The sequence below is a fragment of the Sphaerisporangium sp. NPDC004334 genome (genome assembly GCF_053602655.1).
The window spans coordinates 1-20,352 of the sequence record NZ_JBSGDZ010000057.1 but is presented as its reverse complement, the minus strand read 5'-3'; the positions used below and the strand labels follow the sequence as shown (position 1 = coordinate 20,352).

The 20,352-nt window shown below is 71.4% G+C and carries 18 protein-coding genes; 14 read left to right on the top strand and 4 right to left on the bottom strand.

Going from position 1 to position 20,352, the window contains the following annotated elements; genetic code table 11:
- Window positions 1-249 precede the first annotated feature (249 nt).
- The 3 genes from ACWEN6_RS39860 (at window position 250) to ACWEN6_RS39850 (ending at window position 3,152) form a co-directional block, all read left to right on the top strand.
- Entirely contained in the window at window positions 250-537 is a 288-nt protein-coding gene (locus ACWEN6_RS39860; RefSeq protein ID WP_452577313.1) for an SAV_915 family protein, read from the top strand.
- Between the two features lie 59 nt (window positions 538-596).
- Window positions 597-1,928, top strand: a complete 1,332-nt coding sequence (lysA, locus tag ACWEN6_RS39855) for a diaminopimelate decarboxylase (protein ID WP_452577311.1) — start codon at window positions 597-599, stop codon at window positions 1,926-1,928.
- Window positions 1,929-2,084: 156 nt separating this feature from the next.
- Entirely contained in the window at window positions 2,085-3,152 is a 1,068-nt protein-coding gene (locus ACWEN6_RS39850) for a LacI family DNA-binding transcriptional regulator (protein ID WP_452577310.1), read from the top strand.
- Between the two features lie 94 nt (window positions 3,153-3,246).
- On the opposite strand, the gene ACWEN6_RS39845 is transcribed toward ACWEN6_RS39850, so the two are convergent.
- The 3 genes from ACWEN6_RS39845 to ACWEN6_RS39835 form a co-directional block, all read right to left on the bottom strand.
- Window positions 3,247-3,834, bottom strand: coding sequence for a hemerythrin domain-containing protein (locus tag ACWEN6_RS39845; protein WP_452577308.1), 588 nt, complete (start codon window positions 3,832-3,834; stop codon window positions 3,247-3,249).
- 26 nt (window positions 3,835-3,860) lie between these two features.
- Window positions 3,861-5,063, bottom strand: coding sequence for a hypothetical protein (locus ACWEN6_RS39840; protein ID WP_452577306.1), 1,203 nt, complete (start codon window positions 5,061-5,063; stop codon window positions 3,861-3,863).
- A 482-nt stretch (window positions 5,064-5,545) separates the two neighbouring features.
- Window positions 5,546-6,982: an alpha/beta hydrolase family protein gene (locus ACWEN6_RS39835; RefSeq protein WP_452577304.1), complete on the bottom strand. Its 1,437-nt coding sequence runs from the start codon at window positions 6,980-6,982 to the stop codon at window positions 5,546-5,548.
- Window positions 6,983-7,034: 52 nt separating this feature from the next.
- Between ACWEN6_RS39835 and ACWEN6_RS39830 the strand changes: the two genes are divergently transcribed.
- The 7 genes from ACWEN6_RS39830 (at window position 7,035) to ACWEN6_RS39800 (ending at window position 15,318) form a co-directional block, all read left to right on the top strand.
- Window positions 7,035-7,739 carry a helix-turn-helix domain-containing protein gene (locus tag ACWEN6_RS39830; protein WP_452577303.1) on the top strand — a complete coding sequence of 235 codons (705 nt, stop codon included), beginning with the start codon at window positions 7,035-7,037 and terminating at the stop codon, window positions 7,737-7,739.
- 293 nt (window positions 7,740-8,032) lie between these two features.
- Entirely contained in the window at window positions 8,033-8,953 is a 921-nt protein-coding gene (locus ACWEN6_RS39825) for an SRPBCC family protein (RefSeq protein ID WP_452577301.1), read from the top strand.
- A 10-nt stretch (window positions 8,954-8,963) separates the two neighbouring features.
- Window positions 8,964-10,136, top strand: a complete 1,173-nt coding sequence (locus ACWEN6_RS39820; RefSeq protein ID WP_452577299.1) for a zinc-dependent alcohol dehydrogenase — start codon at window positions 8,964-8,966, stop codon at window positions 10,134-10,136.
- 125 nt (window positions 10,137-10,261) lie between these two features.
- Window positions 10,262-11,635 (top strand): cytochrome ubiquinol oxidase subunit I, encoded by a 1,374-nt coding sequence (locus ACWEN6_RS39815; RefSeq protein WP_452577298.1) that lies wholly within the window; start codon window positions 10,262-10,264, stop codon window positions 11,633-11,635.
- Between the two features lie 3 nt (window positions 11,636-11,638).
- Window positions 11,639-12,676: a cytochrome d ubiquinol oxidase subunit II gene (locus ACWEN6_RS39810; RefSeq protein WP_452577296.1), complete on the top strand. Its 1,038-nt coding sequence runs from the start codon at window positions 11,639-11,641 to the stop codon at window positions 12,674-12,676.
- A 365-nt stretch (window positions 12,677-13,041) separates the two neighbouring features.
- Complete coding sequence (locus ACWEN6_RS39805) at window positions 13,042-13,653, top strand: methyltransferase domain-containing protein (RefSeq protein WP_452577295.1); 612 nt, start codon at window positions 13,042-13,044, stop codon at window positions 13,651-13,653.
- 246 nt (window positions 13,654-13,899) lie between these two features.
- On the top strand, window positions 13,900-15,318 hold the full coding sequence (locus ACWEN6_RS39800; protein WP_452577293.1) for a hypothetical protein: 1,419 nt from the start codon (window positions 13,900-13,902) through the stop codon (window positions 15,316-15,318).
- Between the two features lie 73 nt (window positions 15,319-15,391).
- On the opposite strand, the gene ACWEN6_RS39795 is transcribed toward ACWEN6_RS39800, so the two are convergent.
- Window positions 15,392-16,264 (bottom strand): CPBP family intramembrane glutamic endopeptidase, encoded by an 873-nt coding sequence (locus ACWEN6_RS39795; protein ID WP_354843105.1) that lies wholly within the window; start codon window positions 16,262-16,264, stop codon window positions 15,392-15,394.
- A 274-nt stretch (window positions 16,265-16,538) separates the two neighbouring features.
- Here ACWEN6_RS39795 and ACWEN6_RS39790 point away from each other — a divergent pair, with 274 nt between their 5' ends.
- From ACWEN6_RS39790 to ACWEN6_RS39775, 4 genes are all read left to right on the top strand, one after another.
- A complete protein-coding gene (locus tag ACWEN6_RS39790) occupies window positions 16,539-17,693 on the top strand; it encodes a sensor histidine kinase (RefSeq protein ID WP_452577291.1) in 1,155 nt (384 codons plus the stop codon).
- Complete coding sequence (locus ACWEN6_RS39785; protein ID WP_452577289.1) at window positions 17,684-18,343, top strand: response regulator transcription factor; 660 nt, start codon at window positions 17,684-17,686, stop codon at window positions 18,341-18,343. The genes ACWEN6_RS39790 and ACWEN6_RS39785 overlap by 10 nt, the downstream gene beginning before the upstream one ends.
- A 445-nt stretch (window positions 18,344-18,788) precedes the next feature.
- Window positions 18,789-19,166 carry a hypothetical protein gene (locus tag ACWEN6_RS39780; RefSeq protein WP_452577288.1) on the top strand — a complete coding sequence of 126 codons (378 nt, stop codon included), beginning with the start codon at window positions 18,789-18,791 and terminating at the stop codon, window positions 19,164-19,166.
- Between the two features lie 231 nt (window positions 19,167-19,397).
- A complete protein-coding gene (locus ACWEN6_RS39775) occupies window positions 19,398-19,868 on the top strand; it encodes a hypothetical protein (RefSeq protein ID WP_452577286.1) in 471 nt (156 codons plus the stop codon).
- The last annotated feature ends 484 nt before the right edge of the window (window positions 19,869-20,352 follow it).

The window sequence follows — 20,352 nt, the reverse complement described above, 5'->3', positions numbered from 1 at the left end:
TCGCCGGGCGCGGACGCGCGGCGAGCTCCGACGCCCCCCGGGTGGCCGCCCGTCGCGGGCGGCTCGGCCCGCTCACGGGCCGCGGTGCGAATTCCGTCACTGGCGGGCTGCTCGTCAAGAAGGCGTCTGTTCCTCGGGCCTGGCCGTCAGGGCTCCGTCAAGGGGAAGTCATCGGTCGGTTATCGCCGTCTAGCTTGGCTTTTGAGGGGTTTGACCCCGATCGCCGGTTTCGATGCTAGGAGGATCATCATGGGCGACCCGTTGTTAGTGGTGCCGGTACGCGAGGGGACGGCAACGGTTTCGCTGCGGCTGTTCCGCACGGCCGCGGGCGTAAGGACGGCGGTCGCGTTCTCCTCGCCGCTCGCGCTGGCACGGGTGCTCGGCCCCGCCCAGCGCTGGATCCGCCTCAGCGCTCCCGCGCTGCGCCACATGGTCGCCGACCTCGGCGTCACCGGCATCGTCCTGGACCCCGCCGGGACACTGCCCCCGCGGAGCGCCGCGACGGGCCACGACGTTCACCGCCTGCGGGTGGCGTGATGTGCCTGCTGGCCCAGCACCTGCAACTCGACGAAGATCCGGTTAGGAGCGAGGTACCCATGATCGCGATGACCAGCATGCCGTCCGTGGCCGAGATCGGCAGGGGCCCGTGGCCCTCGACGGCCTGGTTCGGACCCGGCGGCGAGGCCACGCTGGCCGGCATCCCCCTGGTGCGCCTCGCCCAGCGGTTCGGCACCCCGGCCTACCTGCTGGACGAGACCGACGTCCGGCTGCGCTGCCGCGCCTACCGCGCCGCGCTGCCCAAGGCCGAGATCGCCTACGCGGCCAAGGCGTTCCTGTGCCGCGCGATGGCCGACTGGGTCCGCTCGGAAGGGCTCAGCCTGGACGTGTGCAGCGGTGGCGAACTGGCCGTCGCCCTCTCGGTCGGCTTCCCGGCCGAGCGGATCATCTTCCACGGCAACGCCAAGACCCCGCGTGAGCTCCAGGCGGCGGTGACCGGGGGAGTCGGCCGCATCGTGGTCGACAACATCGGCGAGATCAACCGGCTCGCCGCGCTGGTCCCGTTCGGCCGGCGGCAGAAGGTGCTCGTGAGGGTCGTCCCCGACATCGCGGCCGGCGCCCACGCCGCCGTCCGCACCGGACGCGAGGACCAGCAGTTCGGGCTGTCCATCGCCACCGGCGCCGCGGGCGAGGCCGTGGCCCGGGTGCTCGCCCAGCCGTCGCTGGAGCTCGCCGGCCTGCACTGCCACCTCGGCTCACAGATCACCGACGCCGCGCCGTACGAGGCCGCGGCGCGCGTGATGGTGGAGCAGATGGCGCGGATCAGGGAGACCCACGGTGTCATGCTCGCCGAACTCGACCTCGGCGGCGGTCACGGCATCGCCTACCTTCAGGGCGAGCGCGGGCTGGACCTGGTCGACTACGCCGGGCGGCTCACCGCCGCGGTCGAAGAGCGCTGCGCGGGCCTCGGGCTGCGCGCGCCCCAGCTGGTCGTCGAGCCGGGACGGGCGATCAGCGGCCCCGCCGGTCTCACCCTGTACCGGGTCATCTCGGTGAAGAAGGCGCTGAACCACACCTACGTCGCGGTCGACGGCGGGATGAGCGACAACCCGCGCCACGCGCTGTACGGGTCGCGGTACGAGGTCCGCGTGGTCGGCCGCCGTCATCAGGGCGGGATGCGCACGATGACCGTGGTCGGTCACCACTGCGAGACCGGGGACACGATCGCCGACGACGTGCCGCTCCCGGCCGACGTCCACCCCGGAGACGTGATCGCCGTCGCGGCGACCGGCGCCTACCACCACTCCATGGCCTCGACCTACAACCTCACCGGCCGCCCCCCGGTCGTGGCCGTCGGCCCGGACGGCGCGCGACTGCTCGTCCGCCGGGAGGAAGCGGGCGACCTGATGGGCCGTGACGTCGGCTTCTGACCTGGCGATCGCGGGCCGGTCCTTCGCGGTCCGCCGTGAGCGGGTGGGGATGGGCCGTCGGCCGGGGCCCGGGCTCGACGTAGGTCTTGTGGGCGGGCCGACCTGGTGTTACTTTGCCGAAATCGAATCAGTTCGACGGTGCCAGGGAGCCGGGCAATGGCCGTGACGATCGCCGATGTGGCGAGGCACGCGGGGGTCTCGCGCAGCACCGTGTCCTATGTGCTCAGCGGCAACCGTTCCATCTCCGCCGAAACGGTCAAGCGGGTCGAGCGCGCCATCGAAGAGTTGCGGTTCCGGCCGCACGCGGGCGCGCGGTCCATCAGGACGCGCAGGTCCGGGGTGATCGCCATGGCGCTGCCGATGGTGCACGGGCCGCACAACCAGGTGCAGATGCCCTACGTCTGGGCCGCGCTGTCGGCCGCGCAGGACACCGGGCTGAAGCTGCTCATGCTGACCGACGACGACGGCGAGAAGGCGATCAAGGACGCGGTCGCCGGCGCGCTCGTGGACGGCGTGATGCTGATGGAGGTCCAGCGGCGTGACCCGCGGGTAGAGCTGCTCAGGACGCTGGAGTGTCCCGCCGTCCTGGTCGGCACGCCCGACGACCCTGCCGGGTTGTGCCAGGTGGACTTCGACTTCGTCCTGTCGGGACGGCTGTGCGCGCAGCGCCTGCTCGATCTCGGGCACACCGAGGTCGGGTTCCTCGGGCAACCGCCGGAGGCCTACGCGCGCGGCGGGGCCTACGCGGCGCACGCCCGTGACGGCGCGCTGGAGGCGCTGGCCCGCGCGGGGGCGAAGGCCGCGTGGCAGCCGTGCGAGCCCTCGTCCGGCGGGGTGGTCACGGCGCTCGACGCCATGTTCGGCAGGCTGCCGGGCATGAGCGCGCTGATCGTCTACAACGAGTGGGCGCTGCCACTGGTGGTGGACCGGCTCACCGGCACGGGCCGCCGGGTCCCGCGGGACATCTCCGTCATCGCCATCAGCTCCGACGATGTGGCCGAGCGGATGGCCGCCCCGGTGACCTCGCTGGTGCTTCCGGTGGAGAACCTGGCGCGCACGGCCGTCCGGCGCCTGGCGGGCCTGATCCGCGGCGAGCCGCAGCCGCAGGTCACCATGCTGGCGCCCGAGCTGAAGATCCGCGAGAGCACCCGTCCCTACCGGCGACCACGGCGCGATCGGGATCGGCCGCCGGCATCGCCCCGACCGGACCGCGCCCGATCATGACCGCCCTGCTCCGGGCCGCGCCCGGTCATGGCGGCCTTCGTGCGGGGCGCGCCCGGCCTCTCCGTGACGGGAGGCCGGGCGGGTGCCGGGGCGGTCAGCCGTTGTGCTGGTCCGTGGCCCGGTGGACCACGTCGCGGATCCGGTCCATCATCGCCACCGGCGTTCCCACCAGCACGTTCTTGGTGGCCGGCTCGATGCCGGGGTGCGGATGCGTGGGCGCCATGGCCTCGGCCGCCTTCACGCCGGCGGCCAGGGCGCGGCGCTCGGCGGCGGTGGTCTGGGCGCGCAGTTGGGTGAACTCGTAGCGTTCCTCGCTGCGGGCGTGCGCCGTCACCGCCGCGCGGAGCAGGAGGAGTCGTTCCAGGAAGTCGGGGGCGTCGGGCCCGTTCTTGTCCAGGTCCTCCAGCAGTCGCTTGGCCTGGTTCTCCTCGGCCAGGCGGTCGTCCACGACCCCGTCCCCGCCGTCGATCTTCTTGCGCGCGTACGGGTGGACGGTCTCCTCCTCGGCCGTCTCGTGCACGGCGAGCATGCGCACCAGCCGGGTGAACGCCTCGGGCCGTTCCTCGGCGGACGCCTGCTCGACCTGGTCGAAAAGGTCCCTGATGAGCGCGTGCTGGCGCAGCAGCAGCTCGATCACGTCGTCCTCGGCCATCGTCTCCGGGACGGGCGGGTCCTGCGTCATCGTCTCCTCCTTGGCCGTGCCGGTGGTCAGCGGTCGGTGCGCAGGCTGGGCACCGGGTGGGGGCCCTCGGTCTCCAGCCGGTACTCCTGGCCGCTCTTGTCGCGGTTGTCGGTGATGACCTGCTCGGACGGCAGGGGCTCGCCTCCCATGATCGCCTCTTGCATCTTCTCGAAGCGCTCGTGGGCGTCCTGGACGTATCCGGTGCCGATGGTGGTGTAGTCGATCTCGGTGGCGATCAGTTCGCGCAGGTAGGCCTTGTTGGGCTCGAAGGTGACCGGCGCCGGCAGCTCGGGGGCGAGCACCTGCTCGGGGTCGCGGCCGTCGTGCTTCTTGAACAGCTCGGCGGCCAGGCGCAGGTGTTCCAGCTCCATGTTCAGGTGCAGTTCCCAGATGGCCTTCACCTTGGGGTCGGACTCGGTCTCCATGAACGAGTGGTACAGGTAGCACTCGTTGTACTCGTGGTTGAGCAGCATCTCCCACCAGGTCTCACCCGGGTCGACCAGCGACTCGTAGTGGGTGACGTGCTCTTCTTCGATCAGGCCGATCTCCTGGTAGAGCCGGCGGGCGATCGGCTCCATGTAGGTCGGGCCGACGTTCATGTAGAAGTTCATGGTCTGCTGCTCGGCGGCCATGATCGTCAGGGCGTGCAGCTTGGAGATCGGCGCCGCGGCGCTCTTGTCGTAGGGCTCGCGCACGTTGTCGACCGGGTCGCGGTGGTGCAGGTAGGTCGGCCGTCCCGGCATGACCTCGGTCAGGCCGTCCACGATCTTCTCGGCCCTGCGGTGCTCGATCAGCTCGTACAGGTTGGCGTACCGGTACAGGTGGTCGAAGTCCTCCAGCACGCCGAAGTGGTAGGCGCGCTTGAGGTAGGGGTCGGGCTCCATCCGGGCGACCCAGGCGGTCAGGTCGACGGCCACCTGCTCGTAGGCGATCGTGGTCTCCAGCACCGAGGCCAGGCCGGGCAGCAGCCAGTTCACGGCCTTCTGCTGCTGGGCCTCGATGTAGCGCACGCGGGCGAGCTGCTGCTTGAGCTCCACGCTCGGGCAGTGCCGGGCGAGCTGGTGGCTGAACATGATCGCCTCCACCTCGATGCCGTTCATCGCGATGATCCGGCACCGGGTGTAGGGATCGGAGTGGTCGGGGTCGACCGGGGCGACGTCGAGCTCACGCCAGTTGCGCAGCTGCTTGTCCAGCGGGATTCCACGCTCGTGCAGAGGGTTGAACGTCATACGGCACTCCTAGGAGACTGGAAGGACGGTGCGGCGACCGCCCCGTACGTGTTCGGACGACCGCGTGCCCTCGGGCGGAGCGGTGAGGTCCGGGGTCCGTCTCACGGCACGCGGCGAGGAACCGGTCCGCGTCGTGCGCGCTGACTGATGCATGGTCAACGCTCGTGGGCGCTCGGCTTCCGGCGCCGACCGTGCACGGTCGGAGCGCAACGGTGCCGAGCCTTCGCGCTGACGGATGCATGGTCAGCGCTCAAGGGTGCTGAGCCTTGGCGCTGACGGGTGCATGGTCAGCGCTCCTTCGTGCGAGCCCCTGTACCCGTGACGGACCCGCCAAACACGAAGTCCCCTCCTCCTGCGCGGGAGCGCTCCTGGAGAGAGACCTGAGGCGCGGTGTGTGCCGTTGTGCACGCTCGCGGCGCTGTGTGGATTCCTACGTATAACGCCGCCGGGCGCGGGCCTAACGTCTGGGCCCCGGCCGGCCTTCAGCCGCGGCGGGCGAACCGGGTGAACCTGGCGAACCTGCCGGGTGCTGGGTGCAGCCACGCGGCGATGTCGGCCACCACCGCGGGGTCGACGTGCTGCGCCCTCTGGTATCCCGCCGGCGTCGAGGGGCCCGTCCCGGGAAAGAACAGGTGGTCGTCGGCCGCGTAGAGGCGGAACTCGACGTCCGCGCGCCGCGCGAGGCCCGCCTTCCACCGCGCGAGGTCGTCCTCGACCGTCACCTGGTAGTCGCGCCCACCCTGGAGGATCAGCATGGGCACCTCCAGCGCCGCGGCGGCGGCCACCGGGTCGTAGGCGCGCAGGTCCAGCCAGTACGACGCCGGCAGGCCGAGCGGCAGCAGCGCGGCCGGCGTCGAGGGCGACAGGCAGGGATCCTCCACCTGGGCGGCCTGCCGGGCGATCGCCTCGACATCCGGCTCCGTCATCGCGCCGATGGCCGGCGAGGCGAGGTGGCGGGCGACCCGCACGGCGGAACGGTGCATCGGCTCGGCGTCACCCGCCATGATCACCAGCCCGGCGACGGACGGCTCGGCCGCCGCGACCCGTGGCGCGACCTTGCCTCCCATGCTGTGGCCGGCCACGAAGACCCGCGCGGCGTCCACAGAGGGGCTGCTCCGCAACAGGCGGACGGCGGCGACCGCGTGCGGCACGTACTCCTCGGTCATCGTGAAGCCGTCCGCGTCGCTCACCCGCGCGCCGTGGACGCAGGTCACCTTGTCGAACCGCAGCACCGCGACCCCCCGGCAGGCCAGGCCCCACGCGAGGTCCTTCAGCGGCTTGTTCGGCCCGCTGGTCGCGTCGCGGTCGAACGGACCGCCGCCGCTCAGCAGCACGACGCCGGGGTGCGGGCCGCGTCCGCGCGGCATGGTGAGGGTGCCGGGCACGGCGAGCGGACCGGTGCCGAGCGTGACATCGCGCTCGCCGAACCTTCCCCGCGTGGCGTAGGGCGGCGGCGCCCAGGACGTCGTGGCCGCCGGGGCCAGTCGCAGGCCGTTCAGCGCGCCGGCCCCGTCCACCGACATCACCACGGTGAGCCCGCCATGCCGCCCGCTCACCGGCACACTCACCCGCGTCAGCCCCGCCCGTCCGGCTCCGCCGCCCGACGTGCACGCCGGTCCTGCGCCTGAGCCGCCCGATGTGCCCGCCGGTCCTGCGTCCGAGCCCTCCGGCGGTCCGCCGGCCGCGTCTCCCGCCAGTCCGTCCGCGCCATCGGGCATCGGTTCGGTCGCCGGGGTTCCTATGGCGGAGACCGGGCCGATGGAGGCGATCTCGGCCGCCCAGGCCGTCCGCAGTGTCCTGGCGGAGACGACCGCGCGCAACCGTGGCGCGAACAGCGCCTCGATCTCGGTGAACCGTCCGTCGCGGGCCATCTCGACGACGGTGACGGCGATCGCCGCAGGGTCGGTGTCGTTCCCCATGCCAGACGCCATCCTTTCTCATTTTTGCGAACGGTAGCAGATATGAGATCGTATGGCGATGGACCCTCTGGAGCTCCTGGCCCACCCCGTGCGGCTGCGCATCGTGCACGCGATGCGCGGCGGGCGCGAACTCGCCACCTCCGAGCTCAGCGCGCGCATCCCCGACGTCTCCAAGGCGACCGTCTACCGGCACGTCGACCTGCTCGCGGCCGGCGGGGTCCTGGAGGTGGCCGGCGAGCGACGGGTGCGCGGCGCGGTCGAGCGCCGGTACCGGCTCCGCCAGGACAGGGCCGTGATCGACGCCGAGGCGATGCGGTCGCTGTCGGCCGACGACCATCGCCGCGGGTTCGCCGTGGCCATGGCCGCCCTGCTCGCCGAGTTCGGCTCCTATCTCGGCCGCGACGGCGCCGACCCGGTCGCGGACCTGGTCGGCTACCGGCAGCACGCGGTCTGGCTCAGCCGTGAGGAACTGCTGGAGATGATCGCCCAGATGCGCGCGGCGATCGCCCCCCGCGTGGCCAACCCGCCCGCTCCCGGCCGGACCCGCTATCTGCTCAGCCCCATCCTGTTCCCCGCCGAGGACCCCTTCACCACTACCGAGGACCTCTCCACTGCCGATGAGGACCTCCCCACCACCGCCGGCGAGGACCTCCCCACCACCGCCGGCGAGGACCCCGTGGTCACCGAAGACCCCTCCACCATCGGCGAAGACCCTTCCGTCGCCGCCGATCCGGCCGGCCCAGGCACGCCCGCCTGACCCGAACCCGGCCCCGGCCCCGGCCGAGTGTGTCGCGGCACGCGCGATGCGGGCGGCCGGGCTACCCCCGTGTGGAGCCGCTCAAACCGGTGCACGCGTCACCGCGTTCCCTCGATACGGTCTGGTTCCGGCGCGGGAATGGGCCGATCTGTGTCGTCCCACGTCGAAGGGGTACGGCTCACTGGTAAACGAGAGGTCCGCCGTCGGCCGGACCGGGCGGCGCGCGGGACGCGCCCGTCGCGAGGGGCCGCCGGTGCGCCGGATCGCCACATACCCAGCCATGTGAGGTTCACATGAGCGGAGCGAGTAATCACAAGGCCCGCCGTCTGGCCGCGGCGCTCGGATGGGCCAGCCTGGGACTGGGCGCCGCACAGCTCGCCGCACCCCGTGTCCTCGGCCGGCTCGGCGGCTTCGAGGACTCGGCCGTGTCCCGGGCCACGGTGCGCCTGGTCGGCATGCGGGAACTGCTCCACGCGGCCGCCCTGCTCGGCAGCCGCAGGCCGGCGTCGATGGTGTGGACCCGGGTCGCGGGCGACGCCATGGACCTGGCGCTGCTCGGCCGCGCCCTGGCTCGCCGCGCGGGCGCCAGACGCCGCCGCGTCATGGCCGTCTCGACGGCGGTGGCCGGCATGACGGCCGCCGACCTGTACGCCGCGATGCGGGTCGAGAAGGGCGGGACGATCACGCCGGTCGCGCCCACCACCGGTCTGCGCGCCTCCATCACCGTCAACCGCCCCCGCCAGGAGGTCTACCGCTTCTGGCGCGACTTCGAGAACCTGCCCCGGTTCATGATCCACCTGGACTCGGTGGAGACCGGCCCGGGCGGGCGCTCCCGGTGGCGGGCCAGAGGGCCGGCCAGGAAGCCCGTCGAGTGGGAGGCCGAGATCGTCCAGGACCGCGAGGACGAACTGATCGCCTGGCGGTCGCTGGAGGGCGCCACCGTGCGCAACCGCGGATCGGTGCGCTTCACCGACGCTCCCGGCGGGCGCGGCACCGAGGTGCGCGTGCGGATCGACTACGACGCGCCGGCCGGCAGGCTCGGCCTGGCCTTCGCCCGGCTGCTCGGCGAGCACCCCGACCAGCAGGTGCGTGACGACCTGCGGCGCTTCAAGCAGGTGATGGAGACCGGCGAGGTGACCCGCTCGGAGGGCAGCCCCGAGGGCACCCGGGCCATCCGGCAGCTGTTCCAGCACGTGGCCCAGCCGATGAGATGAGGAGGAGCCCATGAAAGCCATCTGCTGGATGGGGCGCGACAAGGTCGAGGTCCAGGAGGTCCCGGAGCCGAGGATCCTCAACGCGCGCGACGCCGTCGTCCGCGTCACCTCCACCGCCATCTGTGGCTCCGACCTGCACCTGTACGACGGCTACATCCCCACGATGAAGAAGGGCGACGTCCTCGGCCACGAGTTCATGGGCGAGGTGGTCGAGGTCGGCCCGGGCGTGTCGAACCTGCGCGTCGGGGACCGCGTGGTCGTCCCGTTCCCGATCGCGTGCGGCGGCTGCCTGTCCTGCCAAAGCGGCATGTACTCGGTGTGCGAGAACTCCAACCCGAACGCGGGGCTGGCCGAGAAGCTCATGGGACACGCGCCGGCCGGCATCTTCGGCTACTCCTACATGCTCGGCGGCTACCCGGGCGGCCAGGCGCAGTACGCGCGCGTGCCGTTCGCCGACGTCGGACCGATCAAGATCGAGAACGGCCTGCCGGACGAGAAGGTGCTGTTCCTGTCCGACATCCTGCCGACCGGCTGGATGGGCGCCGAGATGTGCGACATCAAGCCCGGTGACGTCATCGCCATCTGGGGGGCGGGCCCGGTCGGCCAGTTCGCCGCCGTGAGCGCCTTCCTGCTGGGCGCAGAACGCGTCGTGGTCATCGACCGTTTCCCGTACCGGCTGGAGATCGCCGCACGCACGGGCGCGGACACCCTCAACTACGAGGAGACAGACGTCTTGGACGCGCTGCGCGACATGACCGCCGGCCGGGGCCCCGACGCCTGCATCGACGCGGTCGGGATGGAGGCGCACTACCCCGTCCCCGCCATGCACGCCTACGACCGGGCCAAGCAGGCGACGCGGATGGAGACCGACCGGCCCTACGTCCTGCGCGAGGCCATCATGGCCTGCCGCAACGGCGGGATCGTCTCGGTCATCGGCGTCTACGGCGGCTTCGTCGACAAGTTCCCGGTGGGGTCGTTCATGAACCGGTCGCTGACCATGCGGACCGGCCAGTGCCATGTCCAGCGCTACCTCAAGCCGTTGCTGGAGCGGATCCGCGCCGGGGACATCGACCCCGCCTTCGTGATCAGCCACCGCTTGCGGCTGGAGGACGCGCCGCACGCATACGAGATGTTCAAGCACAAGGAGAACGAGTGCAACAAAGTCGTCCTCCAACCCTGGTGAGACACCCCCGGGACGGGGGCTTCGCGCGCGGATGACCCCCTTGGGGAGGTCTTCAGGGTCGGAGGCGGGGGACGCCCGCGCGCGTCCCCCGCCGAGGTGGACCGACACGGCGCCGGGGAGTCACGATGATCATGCAGGTGATGGCGGACTCCGCCGACGCCGGCCTGGGAGCCGCCCGCATGCAGATGGCGCTCTCGTTGGGCTGGCACATCGTGCTGGCGTGCCTGGGCGTGGGCATGCCGGCCATCACGCTGATCGCCGAGTGGCGGGGGCACCGCCGCGGCGACCCGCACTACCGGCTGCTGGCCCGCCGCTGGGCCAGGGCCATGGGCGTGCTGTTCGCCGTCGGCGCGGTGTCGGGGACGATCCTGTCCTTCGAGATGGGGCTGCTGTGGCCCCGGCTCATGGGCGCCTACGGCCAGGTCATCGGCCTGCCGTTCTCCCTGGAGGGCATCGCCTTCTTCATCGAGGCCATCTTCCTGGGCGTCTACCTGTACGCGTGGGACCGGTTGACGCCGGTGGCGCACATGCTGTCGGGCATTCCCATCGTGGTCGCCGGGGTGGCCAGCGCCTTCTTCGTCGTCACGGCCAACGCGTGGATGCAGCAGCCGACCGGTTTCCGCCTGGCCAGCGGCCGCGTGGTCGCGGTGGATCCGTGGGCGGCCATGTTCAACCCGGCGACCCCGCCGCAGACCGTGCACATGATCCTGGCCGCGTTCATGGTCACCGGGTTCGGCATCGCGAGCGTGTACGCCGTCGCCATGCTGCGCGGGCGCCGCGACCGGTACCACCGCGCCGGCCTGCTGCTGCCGCTGACGGCCGCGGCCCTGGTCACCCCGGCGCAGATCGTCGTCGGCGACTGGGCGGCCCACTTCGTCGCCTCCAACCAGCCGGTCAAGCTCGCGGCCATGGAAGGGGTGTTCCACACCCAGCGCGGAGCCCCGCTGCACGTGGGCGGCATCGCCGTCGACGACCGGATGCGGTACGCCCTGGAGATCCCGGACGGGCTGTCGCTGCTCGCCCACTTCGACCCCGACGCGGAGATCATGGGCCTGGACCGGGTGCCGGTCGCCGACTGGCCCCCGGTCAACGTGGTGCACCTGGCCTTCCAGCTCATGGTCGGGCTGGGCTTCGCCCTCCTCGCGTTGTCGGCGTGGCTCGCGCTGGCCTGGATACGGCGGCGCGACCTGCCGCGCTCGCCGTGGTTCCCGCGCGCCGCCGCCGTCTCGGGCGTCGCCGCCGTCCTGGCGCTGGAGGCCGGCTGGGTCGTCACCGAGGTGGGCCGCCAGCCGTGGATCGTCTACCGCGTGATGCGCACCGCCGACGCGGTCAACCCCGCGCCCGGCCTGGTGTGGGGGTTCGTGCTGGTGAGCCTGGTGTACGCCGTGCTCACCGTCGCGACCGTGTACGTACTGCGCCTGCTCGCCCGGGACCGGCCCGTGCCCATCGCGCCCCAGGAGCCCGACGTCCACGACGAGACAGACGAGAGAGTGGTGTGACCGATGCCGCTGGCGGAGGTCATGATCGGCGTCATGTGGGCGGGCCTGACGGCCTACGTCCTGTTCGCGGGCGCCGACTTCGGCGGCGGCGTCTGGGACCTGCTGTCCGGCGGCGCGGCCTCCGGGCGGCGCCGGCGCGAGCTGATCGAGCACTCCATCGGCCCGGTCTGGGAGGCCAACCACGTCTGGCTGATCTTCGTGATCGTCCTGATGTGGACCGGCATCCCCGGGGTGTTCGCCGCCGTCGCCTCCACCCTCTACATCCCCCTGACCCTGGCGGCGCTGGGCATCATCGCGCGCGGCGCGGCCTTCGCCTTCCGCAAGGTCTCCACCGAGCTGTGGCAGCGCCGCCTGTTCGGCGCCGCGTTCGCCTTCTCCTCGGTCGCCACCCCGTTCTTCCTCGGTACGGTGGCGGGCGCCATCGCCTCCGGCCGGGTCCCCGCCGGCATCGCCGCGGGGAACGTCGTGTCGAGCTGGCTCAACCCGACCTCCGCGATCACCGGCGCGCTGGCCGTCGGCGCCGCCGCCTACCTCGCCGCCGTCTACCTCACCCGCGACGCCCAGCGCGCCGGCGAAGACGGCCTGGCCGAGGAGTTCAGACGGCGCGCCCTGGCCTGCGGCGCGGTCGTGGGGCTGCTGTCGGCAGCCGGTCTGCTCGTGCTGCGCGCCGACGCGCCGCGGCTGTTCGCCGAGCTCACCGGCGGCCGGGCCCTGCCGCTGCTGGCGCTGTCGATCGCCGCCGGGCTGGTCTCCCTGGCGTTGTTGTGGCGCCGCGCCTACCTGGCCGTCCGCCTCACCGCGGCGCTGGCGGTGACCGGACTGCTGTGGGGCTGGGGCGTGGGCCAGTACCCGGACCTGCTGCCCGGCATCACGCTGGAGGACGCCGCGGCCACCACCGGCGTCCTGGCCGCCACCCTGGGCGCACTCGCCGTGGGCGCCGTGCTGCTCCTGCCGTCCCTGTGGTGGTTGTACGCGACCTTCCAGCGTGACAGAACCGGCCCGCCGCACGAACGAGGCGATTCGGCGCTGCGTAATGAATGAGGGCCGAATGGTATTGTTCCGCGTTTATCCGCGCCGGCCGCATCAGTGGACGGCGGTGACCGGACGAAAGTCGCCGCCTTGAGGTATTCCCGCGTCTTCGCAGGTCACCCGCTGTCGGACATGAGCAGAACGTCACGTCACGGATTCGTAAGAATCGGCGGGCGAACGCCGCTGTAACGTCGCCCTGTGATCGAGATCGCCCCCTTGTCCGGCCGTCCGGAATCTCCTGTGGCATGCGAGCCGGCCCCCCGAAATCCGGCGGCCCGCCACTTTCGTCCCGACCACTGTTCGCCCGCGACCCGCCGTTTTCCCGTGTCGCCGGCCACCGGGTCCGGCGGGCGTTCGGCCGGACGCGGGGACGCCGCGTGATCGGCGCCCTGTACGAGGAGGCGCTGCAGGGAGGGGACGTGGACGTCGAGTACTCCGACGGCAAGGTCCGGCCGCTGGCCGCCGGGCGCTGGCTGCGGCCGATCGACGGCGACCGGGGGCTGTTGGACCGGTGTGACGGGCCGACGCTGGACGTCGGTTCCGGGCCCGGCCGGCTGACCACGGCGCTCGCCCGCAGGGGCGTCCCGGTCCTCGGCATCGACATCGCCCCGCTGGCGGTCGCCCTCACGCGGCGCGCCGGCGGAGCGGCCCTGTGCAGGAACGTCTTCGAGCCGCTGCCCGGCACCGGACGCTGGGCGGTGGCGCTGCTGGCCGACGGCAACATCGGCATCGGCGGCGACCCCGGCGCGCTGCTGCTGCGGCTGCGCGAGCTGGTACGTCCCGGCGGCGCGGTCATCGCCGAACTCGCGCCGCCGGGGACGCCGACCGCGGTGGACCGGGTGCGACTGCGACACGGCGGGCGGGTCGCCGACTGGTTCGCCTGGGCGACGGTGTGCGCCGACGACATCGGCCCGCTCGCGCGGCGCTCCGGCTTCCCGTCCGCCGAACACTGGACCGAGGCAGGACGATGGTTCGCCACCCTGACCTGAGGTCCCCGCGCGTGGACCACCGCCCCGGGGCGGGACGATGATGCGCCATCCCGACCTGAGACTTCCGCGTCGTGCGAAACAGCGTCCCGAGGCGAGACGGATGGTTCGCCACTGTGACGTGAGGCTCGCGCGTCGCGTGGACCACCGGCCCGAGGCGGGACGATGATGCGCCACCCCCGACCTGAGGCTCGCGCGTCACGCGGAACACCGGCCCGAAGCCGGATGACGATGCGCCACCCTTACCTGATGCTCGTGCGCGCCACGGACACCCACGCGGAGGAACGCCGGACGCGGGCGGCGCTCGGCTGGTGGGGCGCGCTGATCGTCGCCTCCTTCGCCGTCGGCGCGGTGCTGCACGCGCTCGGCGTGCTGCGCATCGACCACCTGCCGCCGCTGCACGCCCACTTCCGGGTCCTCACGGTCACGCTCGTCCCGGCGGCGGTCCTCGCCGCCGTCGCCGTCCGCGTTCTTCCCGGGGCGGTCCGGCGGGGCGGGTTCGGGCGGGCGTCGCTCGTGGCCTACGGGTTCGCGCTGGCGTGGACGGTGCTGCTGGCGATGTCGGGCGACGGGCTCGCCGCGCCGTTCACCCACCCCCAGGAGTACCTGGCCGTGCTGCCGCAGGTGGGGCACGACCCGCTCGGCTGGCTGGCGGGCTTCACCCGGCGGCTGGGCGAGTACCCGACGCACGTGCGCGGGCATCCGCCGCTGCCCGTGCTGGTGCTCTGGGCGCTGGCCGCCGTGGGGCTGAGCGGGCCGCTGTGGGCGGCGGTCCTGGTCATCGCGGCCGGCTGTTCCGCCACGGTGGCGATCGGGCTGACCGTGCGCCGCCTGGCGGGGGAGCAGGCCGCCCGGCGCGCGCTGCCGTACCTGGCCCTCACCCCGGTATCGGTGTGGATCGCCACCACGATGGACGCCTTCTTCGCGGGCGTCGGCGCGTGGGGCGTCGCGCTGCTGGTGCTCGGCCGGAGCACCACGGCCAGGACATTGTGGGCGGCGGGAGCCGGGGTGCTGCTGGGCGCGCTGCCGTACCTCAGCTACGGGCTGGTCCCCTACCTGCTGATCCCGGTGACGGTCGCCGTGCTCGCCCGCCTGCCGCGCCCGGCCGTGACGGCGGCGCTGGCCGGGGCGGCGTCGGTGACGGCCGCGTTCGCGGCCGGGGGGTTCTGGTGGCCCGCCGGAGTGGTCGCCACCCACGCGCAGTGGGCCGCCGACCCGGGCGCCGCCCGGCCCTACCTGTACTTCCTGGTCGCCAACCTCGCGGTGCTCGCCCTGACCACCGGCCCCGCCGCCGCCACAGGCCTCCCCAGCCTCGCCTTCACCAACCGGCCCGCCGCCGCCGGCCTCAAGAACCGGACCGCCGCCGGCCTCAAGGACCGGACCGCCACCATCGCCCTCCGGGACCGGCCCGCCGCCTTCGGCCTCGGTGACCGGGCTGCCTCCCTGCGCTTCGGGGACCGATCTGCCGCCTTCGTCGTGGCCGCGGCCCTGGTGGCGGTACTGGCGCTGGACCTCAGCGGAGTGACGCGAGGAGAGGTGGAGCGCATTTGGTCCCCCTTCGCCCTGTGGATCGGCCTGGCCGCCGCGTACGCCCCCGGCCGACGCGCGCTCGCCGCGCAAGCGGTCACCGGCCTGCTATTGCAGGCCCTGATCCTGTCCCCCTGGTGACCACAGCCCGACCGGTACCGCGCTCTCGGCCGGTCTCACCGGCCTGGATGTCGCCACGCTGATTCGCGGCTCGTTACCGTGCGCCGGTGTTCTGGAACTCCCTGGCGGCGATCGGTTCGTAGCCGAGCCGGCCCCGGGTGGCGATGAGCAGCACGACTGCCGCCACCCCTGAGCCGATCGCCAGCGTGTGCACACTGTCGCCGAACGCGTCCAAGGACGGGAAACATGCTTCCCATACCAGGGAGTAAACGGTGTTGACACTGGCGTGGAACAGCATGACGACCGGCAGGCTCTCGTTCGTCCGGTTGAACACCCACGTCATGACGAGGCTCAGTGGGATCGCCGAGCCGACGAACTCCGCCATCATCAACCAGTCCACATTGGGCCAGTCGGCCCACTCGCTGAAGAACAACGGCAGGTGCCACGCACCCCACAGCGGGCCGAGGATCAGCGAACCAGCGAGCGGGCCGTAGCGGGCCTGCAACCTGGGCTGGGCGAAGTCACGCCAGCCCGGCTCCTCCGCCAGTCCGGTCGTGAGGAACTGCATGACCAGCATCGGGACGTACAACAGCAAGACGGTCGCGCCGGGGATGCGGAAGTCGGCCAGTGCACCGGGAAGCGGGAACGTCGAGACGACCGCGACGACCGGGACGGCCAGCAGGACCCCGAGGTACCAGCGCGGGCTCACCCGCCAGCGGACCAGCCGTTTCGCCCAGAGCCGCAGGCCGGCCCGGCCGTCCACGACGGCGGTGACGATGAACGCGGCCGTGATCGGGCCGAGGTAGCCACCGGGTAGTACCCCCAAGGTCTGTGAACTTCCCAGAATCTCGGGATAGCGGATGGGCAGCAGACCGAGCCCGGTCTCGGACAGGATGTAGGGAAGCCAGCACAGCCACGTGATGCCGTACGACAGCGTGAAATAGGTCAGTAGCGGATGTTTTCTCATGGTCGGCAAGCACACCAGCGAGCCGGGCGCGTGGCACTACCCCTGGTCCCCGATTACAGGTATGGCTGGCCATACCTGAGGTGTGGGGCCGGCTCGGTGGGAACCGCCGCCCGTGCTGGTTAGCGTGATCCCTGTGTCCGCCAACCCGCCCCGCACCGCGCTCTCCGCGTTCGTCACACGGCGTCTCATCATGTCCGTCTGGCCTCTCAGGTCCGCGATGTACGTACTGTCGTCGGTCCCGATCGCGATGCTCCTTGCGGTACCGCTAGGACTGTTGGCCTTCCCATGGGCGCTGCTCGCGCGGCGGGTCGCCACCAACACCGCACAGCCCGCGTCCGGGCTGATCCTGCTGGTCCTCGGCGCCGCGCTCGTAGCCGCGCTCGGGCCGCTGGTGGCCCGGCCGCTGGCCGCCGCCGAGCGGGTCCGGCTGCGCCTGGTAGACCACCGGCCGGTCCCGTCAGTGCGCCGGGTACCGTTCGGCCTCTCGTGGTACCGCCAACCGCTGACCTGGCGGGAACTGTCGTACGCCGTCCTGCTCGTGACCGTGGTCCCCGCGCTCTACAGCATGGTCGCGTTCGTCCTCATACTGATCGCGGTGTGCGCTTTGAGCCCCTGGCTGGTCCCCGCCGGAGAGATCAACTTCGGCGTCACCGTCATCACCACGCCACCACAGGCCGTGCCCTACTCCATCACCGGCTTCGCCGCCCTGGTGACCGTGCCCTACCTGCTCACCCTTGTCGCCGGCGTCCACGGCGCGGTGGCCCGGGCACTGCTCCACCCCGGCGCCGCCGACGAACTGCATGCGGAACTCGTCGAGGTGTCGCGATCACGAGCCCGCCTGGTCAGCGCGTTCGAGGCCGAACGCCGCCGAATCGAACGCGACCTCCACGACGGCGCACAGCAGAAGCTCGTCGGACTGACCCTCCAGCTCGGCCTGGCCAAGCTCGACATCCCGGCCGCCTCCCCCGCCGCGGGGGCCGTCGAAACGGCTCATCAGCAGGCCAAGCAGCTGATGTCCGAGCTGCGCGAGCTGATCCACGGCATCCGCCCGAACGTGCTGACCGACCTCGGCCTGCCTGCCGCGCTGCGCGAGCTCGCCGACCAGTGCCCCATCCCGGTCGTCGTCGAGACCGACCTTCCTCGGCGCCCACCGGAACAGGTCGAGGCGACCACCTACTTCGTCGTCGCCGAAGCCCTCACGAACGTCGCCAAACACAGCGGAGCCACGGCCGTCACGGTCACCGCCCGCGAGACCGCGGGCCTGCTCACCGTCGAGATCCGCGACGACGGCCGAGGTGGCGCCGACCCCTCGAACGGCACGGGTCTCACCGGCCTCGCCGACCGGGTCGCCGTCGCCGCCGGGCGAATGCTGCTCTCCAGCCCGCCCGGCGGCCCCACTCTGATCCGGACGGAGCTGCCATGCGCGTAGTCCTGGCCGAAGACGGCGTCCTGCTGCGCGAGGGCTTGGCCGGCCTGCTGGAACGCTTCGGCTTCACCGTGGTCGCCAGCGTCAGCGACGCCACGGAACTTCTGCGGGCCGCGGCCGAGCACTCACCCGACCTCGTGGTGACCGACATCCGCATGCCACCGACGTTCACGGACGACGGCTTACGCGCGGCCGTCCAGCTGCGCCGGGACAACCCCGGCCTGGCCGTGGTCGCACTGAGCCAGTATGTCCAGCACGGTTACGCCGCCGAGCTTCTCGATTCCGGCGGCGGGCTCGGCGTCGGCTACCTGCTCAAGGACCGTGTCGTCGACGTGGAAGACTTCGTCTCCGCCCTGCGCCGCGTCGTCGCCGGCGGCACCGTGATCGATCCCCAGGTCGTCCGCCGCCTGCTCAACCGCCAGAACGACCCGATCACCCGCCTTTCCCAACGCGAACGCGAGGTGCTCGCCTTGGTCGCCGAAGGTCACTCCAACGCGGCCATCGCGAAAACGCTGGTCCTGTCGGAGGCCTCGATCGGCAAGCACATCGGCAGCATCCTGGCCAAACTCGACCTCTCACCCACCGACGACACCAACCGCCGCGTCCTGGCAGTGCTGACCCACCTACGCGAACGGTTTCCCGAGCTGCCATAAAGATCAGAGCCTGCACGCCTCAAGCGCCAGATCCGCCAGGCGACCACCCGACCAGGACGCCCACACGCTAGAGACCCGTGCGGCGCTCACGGCCCTGATCAACCGCCACGGGCACCTGACGAACGAGCAGCACCTATCCAAGGTCCCAAACGCACTGCGCGTCGCTGGCCTACGGGGACGACTACGTGCGGTCAAGGGAGACGACGGCATGTGGCGTAGCAGAAAGTAGTGGGTGGACGACTTCCTCAAGTCAAGGCATCGTAGGTCGCGACGCCTATGCTGATCAGAAGCCGAAACACTTCAATAGTGCTCCGCCCAGGGCCACCGCAGCCTCATTGGAACGGGCGTGGCTGCCTAGTTGGGCTGGGGTCCGGTGAAGCCTGAAGAAGCTCTCCCGGTAGCGGGTGAGGTGTCATCGGTCGCCACGTGGACGCCTCGTGAGTACATGGCGGAGATCCATAGACGACCAGGTTCTTATGGGCTGGACGGCTCATACCGCGCATTCGCGACCTTCATTGCCGGGTTCCACGCCGGCAGCGGTCATACACTCTTGGCCGGCTTCAGGGAGTGGCTGATCGTCCAGGTGAACAGGGGAAACAACCTGGTCTGGGAAGCGCTCGTGCTCATGCTGGCGTTCCCCACGGAGGCCGGCCCCTTGGATGTCGGCCCGGTCAATGGTGAACGGAACAGCATCGCCGTGACGGTGCTGTTCCAAGCGCTCTATCAGTTCCTGGCTGACCGTGATGACCGACCGAACGGGCACGCTCTGATCTACGCGAAGCATGCCGAATGGCTTCAGCGACAGAGTTGGGCGCAGCCGTAGGCGTCGGACGTCTGGACACGGACAGTGATCACGGCGAGGCGTTTCTACTGCGTCAAGGCGGCGCCAGGGCGCGCCGCGCTGCGGTGCGGTGTTCCCCGCCGCGCGTGGCCTTGGCGGCAGGTCCCGGCGGGAGCACCGGCCGCCGCCGTTGTGAGCAATCCCTACTCGCTGCTGCGGGTTATGCAGCTGGATCGGCTCGTATCAGAACGTGTTCTGACATACACTCGTGGAGTGAGCGCTAGCCATGCCGACGCGGTGACCTTCTCTGACCTGTCGAGGAATCCCCGGGCGGTCGCCGAGCGCGCGGCGCGTCTGGGACGGGTGCGTGTCACGCATCGGGATGCTCCCGACTTCTACTTGACGGCGGCGGACCGTGAAGAGGAACGCGAACGGACGCTGGCCACCGCGTCCCGGCTGTTCCTTGCTTTGATCAAGCATGACCCCACCGCGCGTGCGCTGGTCATAGCCATGCCTGAGGTCTTCCCTTGGGTCCGCCATCTGTCCTCGGCTGAACTTCGTGCCTTCACGCTCGAGTTGGTCGAGGCACTCTCCGACGCGGCCGAGTTGGATGTCGATGCCACCGCCCAGGAAGTCATCGCAGGCTGGCGGGCCACTGCCAGGATCAAGGCCGATCCTGCGCAGTACGCCAGGGCTCGCCGGCCCACGAGCGGAGACTTCGGGCCGGTGCAGGTTTCGCCGTGAGCCCGAAGCGCGGAGATCGAGTCACGGTGCCACCTCTGGACGATGAGTGGGACGTCCGGTTCCCCACCAGCGACGCAGTCAGGGGCTGGGAGGAACTGTGCCGGCATGCTTTGGCCAATACGCGCCGATGCTTCGAGGTACTGCGGGCTGATCCCCGTTCACGCTCCAGCCACGACCGGCAACATCGCCTGCGCGGCGACCTTGCGACTCATCGCCACAACGGCAGAGACTTGGAGCAGTGGGAGTTCGAGGTCACCAGTGGTGGTCGTGTGCGCTATGCCGTCGATGACGTCGCTCGTACGGTCTGGGTGATTATGCATCGCCACGACACCCAAAGGACACCGACTAGCCCTCAAACGCTGCGCGCAAACAGGTGCTACGACCAGCAACTGAAGTTGCCCCGGTTGTGTGGACAGGTCGGGGTTTGCGGCTATGCGGCAGCGTAGCGGTCTTGTTCGGCGTCGTGCCGGCGTTCGTATTCGGC